Raw genomic sequence first — 8,333 nt, 5'->3', positions numbered from 1 at the left:
GAGACCTTTCAGGATGAAAAGGAGCGCTACGGGCATTACTCCCTCGCCGTTGAATCCAAGTATGATCACCCCTTCCAATGGGGTTCGAAACGAACAGGGCCGGATCTTGCCAGGGTTGGAGGAAAGTACTCCGACGAATGGCATTACAAGCATCTGCTTGACCCGAAATCTGTCGTCCCGGAATCGATAATGCCGACGTATGGCTGGCTGAAGGACGCAAAGATCAAAGGCGCCGATGTGCAGGCAAAGGTAGCGGGTATGAAAATGCTCGGCGTTCCATATACCGATGAGGACATTAACAACGCTATTGCCTCGACAGACGGAAAAACGGAACTTGTCGCGCTGGTAACATATCTGCAGTCGCTTGGAACAATGATCAAGTTTGAAGAAGGGAAGGATTATCGTGATTAAGATAAAGGATTTTTTCCAAACCGACTTCGGAGCCATGACCACTTCGGACTGGGTCGGATTGACAATGACTATCGTATTTTTTGTTTTAATGTTGACCGCATATGCATATGTGCTCAATCCGAAAAACGCTAAAAGACTCAATTCGTATGGCGACATTCCTATGAATGACGACCGGCTTGAAAGGGGGGGGGAATAATGAGCGGAGCAGAGAAGAATCCTTTTCAGGGCGAAGATACAGGCCATGAATGGGATGGAATACGGGAGCTTAAAAACGATCCTCCACGCTGGTGGATGATAAGCCTCTACCTTTCGGGGATTTGGATGATTGCATATTTTCTCCTCTACCCTTCCATTCCACTTATTTCAAGCCACACCAAGGGTCTGCTTGGATGGACATCCATTAATGAGTACAAGGAAGACATGGCAGAAGTAGCTGCCGTCCGTGCCCCCTTTGAGCAGAAGATAAAGAATATGTCCGCCAAGGCGATCCTTAACGATCAGGAGATGGCCCAGTTTGCCATCGCCTCTTCGAAAGTCTTATTCGGCGACAACTGCGCTCCGTGCCACGGCGCGGCTGGGGAAGGAACCTCAATATTCCCGATACTCATTGATGACGTATGGCTTTATGGCGGAGACATCAACGATATCGTTCAATCGATAGCAGAAGGACGGCAGGGAAACATGCCCGGATTCAAGGACGACCTGTCCGAAACGGAATTGAACGACGTAGTAAAGTATGTCGAAGGTCTTGCCAGCGGAAACATTTACGAACCGGGGCAAAAGGTTTTCCGTGGTGAGAGCGAAGCCGAGGCCGGTTGCGCCGACTGCCATGGTGTAGACGCTAAAGGGAGCAAAGATGTAGGCGCGCCGAATCTTTCTGATAACATTTGGCGGTTTGGCAGTTCAACCGAAGATATCCGCCTAACTATTCTCCATGGCGTAAACCAGGAGGGAGACCCCAAGACCAGGAGCGCTGACATGCCGTCGTTTGGAGATAAACTATCAGAGACGCAGATAAACAAGCTCGCGGTAAAGGTATATCTGTTCGGCGGCGGACAGTAGCGGGACAGACGCCAAGACAAACAAACAAGATACCCCGGATTGCTGAAGAGCATCCGGGGTATCCATCTATCACCCACCCATTTCCTTTTAGATATGGCAATATTCCAGACCGATGTTAATATATACATAGCCAAACCGGTACGAAAGTAGAGACATATTGAACGACAAAATTGAGCAGACCGAACTAGCCGAGCTATATCAAGAATCTGAATATTGGCATGTTGATCTTGGTGAAAAGACAGTTCATGCGAAAAGGATCGGCGGCAGATTTCGCAAGTTAAAATGGATCGCCGCCTCGATATATATTCCATATTTCCTCGGCCCATATCTCAGGTGGGATGGAGAACAGGCTATCCTTCTCGACATACCGGCAAGAAGATTTCATCTCTTCGGACTTCATATATGGCCACAGGAGATTTGGATTGGCGCCCTGCTTCTCATAGCCTTTTTCCTTACCCTTTACGCTTTAACTTCCATTGCAGGGAGAGTTTTTTGCGGATATTTCTGCTGGCAAACTGTCTGGGTCGATGTCTACACATGGATAGAAGAAAAACTGGAAGGCCCGCCAGCCGCAAGGAAGAAGCTGGACGACGCCCCTTTATCCATACAGAAGATCAAGATAAAAGGTTTAAAGCACGCAATCTATATTCTCCTCGGGCTTATTACCGGAATATCTTTTGTCTCCTACTTTATAGACGTTTACCAGATGTGGGGATATTACTTTACATTGAGCGGCCCAAAGGAGGTATGGATAACTCCGATACCTTTTCTCATAGGGAGTTATATCAGTGTTGCATTTATGCGCGAACAGACTTGTTTCTGGCTCTGCCCATATGCCCGAATACAGGGAGTAATGACCGACGAGAGCACCATCCTTCCAACCTATAATTTCCGAAGAGGCGAACCGAGAGGCAGGATAAAACATGGGGATGAAAATATAAATAGCACCACCGGCGATTGCATCGACTGCAATCTCTGCTACGCTGTCTGCCCAACTGGAATAGACATTCGCCACGGCCAGCAGGAGGGGTGTATCACATGCGGCTTATGCATAGACGCCTGTGATTCCATAATGGAAAAGGTAAACAGGCCGAAGAATCTCATATCATACATGTCGCTTCGTGTGCTCCTCGGTCATGAACAAACACCTATTTACAAACGCGGGAGAGTGATTACATACCTCCTGACCTTGCTGATCTTATGGGGAGGCGTGCTGTGGGGGACTATGAATATAAATCCCCTCACGCTTACGGTTATCAGGGAACGCAAACCTCTGTATGTGAACCTTAGCGATGGCTCCATTCAAAACAGATTCACGCTTAAAATATCTAATAAAAGCGATACTCCCATGAAGCTGGCCCTGAATTCCTCCGGCATTAAAAATCTGAAAGTCAGCATAAATCCACCTGAAATCATTCTTCCAAGGAGAAGCATGAAGTCCTTCACGGTATTTGCAATATCCTTTACACGCGATTTCGGTGGTGGAAGCGTACCATTGACCTTCATGGTTCAAAACGTGCTTGAACCGGAACTGAATGCAAAGTACAAAACAGTCTTTATAGGACCTTGACGATGAATGAACTAAACAGCGAAAAGAACTGGCCTGAAAATAAATCACCATTGAAAAGCCCCTGGGTAAGAGGGATCCTTCTGCTGATGTTTCTCTTTTTCTCGGTAAATATCTTCATGGCTTGGATAGCATTTAATTCGAAACCTAATCTCGTTGCCGCTGATTATTACAGCCGAGGCCAAAGTTTCACAGAACGGACCAGGCAGAAAAACATTTCAAAGAATATACATAATTGGGATTTCAGTCTCATTCATCCTGATGTATTTATCGGAAAACCATCACTGTTCAAACTGTCCATCACATCCAACGGCCGGACAATACAACCCGATAAAGTTACCTTTCTTGCGTATCGGCCTTCAGACTCCGCAAAGGATTTCAAACTGTCTATGGAAAGCTCCACGGATGGTATCAATACGGCTAACATTACTTTCATGTACCCCGGCAACTGGGACATAATAATTGTCGCTGAACATGCCGGATATGAAGCCGATTTCGCTGAAAGAATTGTTGTCAGGGCTCCTTGAATATCGACGCTGATTTGCTCGTACTCAATTCGCGTGAGAGTTTTCGCGGCACGTATATATTATTTATCTTTTTTTTGTGAACGATATGGAAAATCTCTTCTGTTACCATTGCGGAGTGCCGCTTGCGGATAAAACAAAATACCACGGCGCTATTATTGGGGAGGAAAGGTATTTTTGCTGCCAAGGATGCAAAACAGTCTGCCAGGTGATTCACGACGCCCAGCTTGAAGGCTTTTATTCCAAACTTGGTGATAAAGGCACACTCTCCCCTCCCCTTGAATTACCTTCTCATGTCGATATCTACGATATTGAAGAGGTACAGCAGGAATTCACGGCAACAGATAGTGATTTACGGGAGGTCACACTCCTTGTAGAAGGGATACACTGCGCCGCGTGCGTTTGGCTCATTGAACGCGCCCTTGATAAGTCTGACGGGACAGTATCAAGCCAGGTGAATCTCGCCGCCAAAAAGCTTCGTGTGCGCTGGGACAATAACAGGATAAAACTTTCAGAGATCATAAGAGCTGTCGGCTCATTCGGATATTCGGCTATACCCTATTCTGTCAGCACGGCGCGCGAGAACAGCGAAAAAGTTCGCAGGCAGAACCTCTTCCGCATCGGATTTGCCGGTTTTGCGGCAATGAACATGATGTGGATATCCATCGCGCTATGGACCGGAGCCGATATGGGGGAGTACCGCGATTTTTTCAGGATATTAGGACTCTTTATTGCGCTCCCTACCCTGCTTTATTCAGGATATCCTTTCCTGAAAGGCTCCTTGCTCGGAATACGCAGTTTTTATCTAACAATGGATCTGCCGATTGCTATCGGCGCCATAGCCACGTTCCTCTACTCGGCATATATAACCCTTTTTGCCCCTGAAAGCGGTGAAGTCTATTTCGACACCATGGTATTTTTTCTTTTTGTAATCCATATCGGAAGATATATGGAAACATCATCCAGGGCAAGGGCTTCAGATTCCACGGAACGTCTACTGGAACTGCAACCGAAGGTAGCCACCATATTAAATAATAATTCCGAATTCTGTGTGCATGTAAAGAGCGTAAACAAAGGCGATATTATGCTAATAAAACCCGGGGAGCGAATTCCGCTTGATGGAGAAGTGATCGAAGGAGCAAGCGAACTTGATGAATCGATCGTAACCGGTGAATCGGCGCCTGTAAAGAAATTCCCAGGCTCATTGCTCGTTGCAGGGTCCATAAACGGCAACGGCTCCTTGACTGCAAAGGTAATAAACACGTTGTCCGAAAATACTCTCACAAAAATGGCGTTGCTCATTGACAAAGCTCAAACGAGCAAGGCTCCGACACAACAGACCGCCGAAAAGGTGGTTCCATGGTTCATATTTATGACCTTAACGCTCGCCGCCGGGACGTTCCTCTTCTGGTACGATGCTGGATTTGAAAAAGCTCTTCTTACAGCCACTTCCGTTCTCATCATCACCTGCCCTTGCGCGCTGGGTCTCGCCACGCCGATGGCGGTATCGGCCGCTACCGGTCTTGGCTCCAGAATAGGGATACTTGTAAAGAACGGAGCCTCTCTTGAAACCGTTTCAAGGGCGAACAGAGTGGTATTTGATAAAACAGGGGCTTTAACTGAAGGGAAAATGAGCCTGATAGAGATAATCCCGCTCTCAATTTCAAGAAAAGAGCTTTTGGAAATTACAGCTTCAATTGAATCGCGCTCGGAACATAGCATCGCTAAAGCTATCGTGACAGTGGCAGAAAAAGAGAATCTTAAAATCGATATTTCCGGTGTATCCAGCTTTTCTGCCCAACCAGGCTTTGGCATTTCTGGAGAATTAAATAAAAGCAAGATCATTGTCGGTTCAAAGGAGTGGATGGTTAAAAACGGTGTATCTCTCGAAAACATTAACTCAAATGAACATTACTCTAAAGGGAGGACAGTTATATTCTGCGCCATAGATGGAAAGATAGCTGGCATTTTTATCCTGGGAGATCCGTTGCGGAATGGTGCGCAAGAGGCGATGTCATTCCTGAAGGAGAAGAATATACCTGTCACACTTCTTACCGGCGACAGCAGGGAAGCGGCAGAATATACAGTTAAGGAGCTTGGCTTTTCCAGGCCGGATGATCTGGAAATCATGAGTGAGATGAAGCCGGAAGAAAAATTCTCGGTAATTGAAAGTTACCAGCGGAATAAAGGTGAAACGGTAATAATGATAGGCGACGGGGTGAACGATGCCCCCGCTCTCGTAAAGGCAGATGTCGGGATAGCTGTAGGAACAGGGGCGGATGTTTCGATCCATAGCGCAGATATAGTGCTTACAGGCATTTCTCTTGCCAATCTCAAAAGGACAGTAATTCTCTCTCATCTAACTCTCGGGATAATCAGACAAAATATCGCAATTTCGATCGCATACAATATAATGTTCATACCAATGGCATTTATGGGATTGATCACCCCAGTGTTTGCCGCTTTTGCAATGCCGATCAGTTCATTGACTGTTATTGCCAACGCGCTTCGTATAAGGGAAAACAGGCTGAAATGAGTGTGCTCTACTGGCTGGTTCCAGCAATCATTCTTGTAGGATTTCTTGCGGTCTTGATCCTTTTCTGGTCGATAAAAAGCGGACAGTATGAAGATCTTGAGGGACCCCCGAACAGAATACTTCTGGATGATGACGACCCGAAACTTCCCTGGAATAAAAGCCGAAAAGAGAGATCCGAAGATCGATGACGTTACATATCCATCATGGAGTGGGTCCAGTGTGAAGAGGATTTATAGATCAAAAATATACCATAGACCGCTATTGCAAAAGCCGCCATTCTCGTAAATCCCAGCCGTACCGCCGGGGTAATAGACTTCATCAACCAGCCAACGCCTAAAAGCCATGGAATTGTCCCGGCTCCAAACGCCAGCATCATCAATCCACCTTTCAAAGCATTTGCCGAATCCAGGGATAGAGCGAGAGCGGAATATACCAGTCCGCACGGGAGGAGTCCGTTAAGTATTCCAAAGGGGACCCAGGCAAATGCGTTGTCCCCTTTTACCGCCTTTTTGTAAGCATTTGAAAACATATTGCTGCTTGAAGGAGAAAAACTGAACCACTCACTGATAATCCCACCAATCTGCAACGCAAGTATCAGCATGATCGATCCTGCAATAAGCGATACGATCCTCTGTCCGTTCGAAAACGCACCAGATTCTACAACTATTCTCCCGATCAATGCCGTAACAACACCAAGTACCAAGTATGTCAATATCCTTGATCCTTGGTAGGCTATCATCCCCGGCATCCATACATTGCCTCTCGCCAACGAGAATGAAGCGACAAAGCCACCGCACATCCCGACGCAGTGGAATCCTCCGAAAAATCCAAGTGCCAGAGCCGGAAGATATTCTTTAATTTCCATGTCCGCATAGACTATCAAATCTGCAACTGAATTGGTCTCATTCTTCCTTAATTCAATTTGCGAAAAGTCTCGGCTTTCTTCAACCGCTTTCGTATTAATTGGATGTAATTTCACTTTTCATACCCACCGAAATGGATTGTTCCCTGCATGGGATTGACCTTCCCAACTGAATTGGCCGATATTAATGAGAGTAATTTCAGTAGGGAGTTTACCTCTATACTTCTTATATTTGAGATACATAATCGTTTCAGTTACTGCTGTATTTCTGTATCATATATAGCCATTTGCATGCAGATATCTTATTGTTTTAACTTGCTTTTTAACCCTACTTTTTTGGTACAGTAAATGCACCATTTCTGAGCAGAAGTAATTAAACTTCTTAATTGAAGGAGTAACATAATGAACGCTATATTCAACATGATCAGACATGGTTTTCTGGTTCTTGCATCTTTCTTTTTAATTTCGTTTGGCGCGGCACAAAGTGTTGAGGCCGGGCGAACCATGACTCAGGTGGACATAGGCGAAACCCCTTGGGAAGTCACATTCGTGGATAGTTTTTATGACAGCGTGTCAAACTCTACCACCTTCATATACTCTGTGACTGTTCACGGAAGTCCTGCCCTAAGCCACATTGTTTTCGAGCTTCCTGAAGAATACGAAGTTGTTGGCTTTGAAGGAAGCGAGCCTGTAGAGATATTGAACAAACCCGACCCAACAACCGGCATAGTCGGTATTAAATACGACGGCGGACAGGCAGAGGGGACGAACCTTCTATATTCATTCACTCTTCTTGGCGATTGGGAACTCGGCGATGTCAATTACTCTGTAAAGGGCGCTACGATATTTGCGATAGATACGATTACCGGTCCCGTGGCAAAAAAGGATAACCCCGTAAACACATACTCGATATCCGGGAAATACTTCATCGATGTCGACAAGAACGGCGGATACAATGGTCTTGAACCGGGATTAGCGAATGTTTCAGTTATGCTTCTCGACGGTAATGGCGACCTTTTCGCTGTGACGGTAACCGACTCTGAAGGTAACTACACCTTTGCGGGTCTGTACCCCGACAACTATTCCGTCACCTACTCCATGACAGGCAACGGGCATGACGTGAACGGAATTCTTTCGATGTATTTCACCGCAACTGGCTATTCGGTTCGCGACGTCCAGGTGATGGCGTCGGATATTACCGGAATAGATTTCGGTTTTGGAGTGAACACAACAGCTATCCTTGGCGATCTTGACGCAGTGGACGCCGACGGTAACGGCATTGTTCTGGCCGGAGATGGAAAAACAATCGGTTACTGGAAACACCAGTTGTCGGTTGCCATAAAGGGCAAAGGCAAGGCACAGGTAGACGCG

The 8,333-nt window shown here is 46.3% G+C and carries 9 protein-coding genes; 8 read left to right on the top strand and 1 reads right to left on the bottom strand.

Annotation, left to right across the window (positions count from 1 at the left end):
- From OEY64_12830 to ccoS, 7 genes are all read left to right on the top strand, one after another.
- On the top strand, window positions 1-411 hold a 411-nt coding region (locus tag OEY64_12830; GenBank protein MDH5543832.1), incomplete at its 5' end, for a cbb3-type cytochrome c oxidase subunit II.
- On the top strand, window positions 404-607 hold the full coding sequence (locus OEY64_12825; GenBank protein ID MDH5543831.1) for a cbb3-type cytochrome c oxidase subunit 3: 204 nt from the start codon (window positions 404-406) through the stop codon (window positions 605-607). The genes OEY64_12830 and OEY64_12825, both read left to right, overlap by 8 nt.
- Window positions 607-1,473 (top strand): cytochrome-c oxidase, cbb3-type subunit III, encoded by an 867-nt coding sequence (ccoP, locus tag OEY64_12820; protein MDH5543830.1) that lies wholly within the window; start codon window positions 607-609, stop codon window positions 1,471-1,473. Before OEY64_12825 ends, ccoP begins: the two co-directional genes overlap by 1 nt.
- A gap of 157 nt (window positions 1,474-1,630) precedes the next feature.
- Window positions 1,631-3,043 carry a cytochrome c oxidase accessory protein CcoG gene (gene ccoG, locus OEY64_12815; protein MDH5543829.1) on the top strand — a complete coding sequence of 471 codons (1,413 nt, stop codon included), beginning with the start codon at window positions 1,631-1,633 and terminating at the stop codon, window positions 3,041-3,043.
- A gap of 2 nt (window positions 3,044-3,045) precedes the next feature.
- Window positions 3,046-3,567, top strand: a complete 522-nt coding sequence (locus OEY64_12810) for a FixH family protein (GenBank protein ID MDH5543828.1) — start codon at window positions 3,046-3,048, stop codon at window positions 3,565-3,567.
- 85 nt (window positions 3,568-3,652) lie between these two features.
- Window positions 3,653-6,100 carry a heavy metal translocating P-type ATPase gene (locus tag OEY64_12805; GenBank protein ID MDH5543827.1) on the top strand — a complete coding sequence of 816 codons (2,448 nt, stop codon included), beginning with the start codon at window positions 3,653-3,655 and terminating at the stop codon, window positions 6,098-6,100.
- The gene (gene ccoS / locus OEY64_12800; protein MDH5543826.1) at window positions 6,097-6,288 is read left to right on the top strand and encodes a cbb3-type cytochrome oxidase assembly protein CcoS; all 192 of its coding nucleotides are present in this window, start codon (window positions 6,097-6,099) and stop codon (window positions 6,286-6,288) included. The genes OEY64_12805 and ccoS overlap by 4 nt, the downstream gene beginning before the upstream one ends.
- Before the next feature lie 2 nt (window positions 6,289-6,290).
- Here the strand turns inward: ccoS and OEY64_12795 are convergent, their stop codons facing one another.
- Window positions 6,291-6,965, bottom strand: coding sequence for a sulfite exporter TauE/SafE family protein (locus tag OEY64_12795; GenBank protein ID MDH5543825.1), 675 nt, complete (start codon window positions 6,963-6,965; stop codon window positions 6,291-6,293).
- Window positions 6,966-7,364: 399 nt separating this feature from the next.
- On the opposite strand from OEY64_12795, the gene OEY64_12790 reads away from it, so the two are divergent.
- On the top strand, window positions 7,365-8,333 hold a 969-nt coding region (locus OEY64_12790), incomplete at its 3' end, for a hypothetical protein (GenBank protein MDH5543824.1).

It is taken from the genome of Nitrospinota bacterium (assembly GCA_029881495.1).
Classification (GTDB): domain Bacteria; phylum Nitrospinota_A; class UBA7883; order JACRGQ01; family JACRGQ01; genus JAOUMJ01.
The sequence above is the reverse complement of the archived record's forward strand: the minus strand, read 5'-3'. Positions and strand labels throughout refer to the sequence as shown.

Bases quoted from the DNA above. Each gene is read 5' to 3' on its own strand.
- ccoP (MDH5543830.1), top strand. From the start codon at position 607: ATGAGCGGAGCAGAGAAGAATCCTTTTCAGGGCGAAGATACAGGCCAT.
- OEY64_12795 (MDH5543825.1), bottom strand. From the start codon at position 6,965: ATGGAAATTAAAGAATATCTTCCGGCTCTGGCACTTGGATTTTTCGGA.
- OEY64_12810 (MDH5543828.1), top strand. From the start codon at position 3,046: ATGAATGAACTAAACAGCGAAAAGAACTGGCCTGAAAATAAATCACCA.
- OEY64_12805 (MDH5543827.1), top strand. From the start codon at position 3,653: ATGGAAAATCTCTTCTGTTACCATTGCGGAGTGCCGCTTGCGGATAAA.
- ccoS (MDH5543826.1), top strand. From the start codon at position 6,097: ATGAGTGTGCTCTACTGGCTGGTTCCAGCAATCATTCTTGTAGGATTT.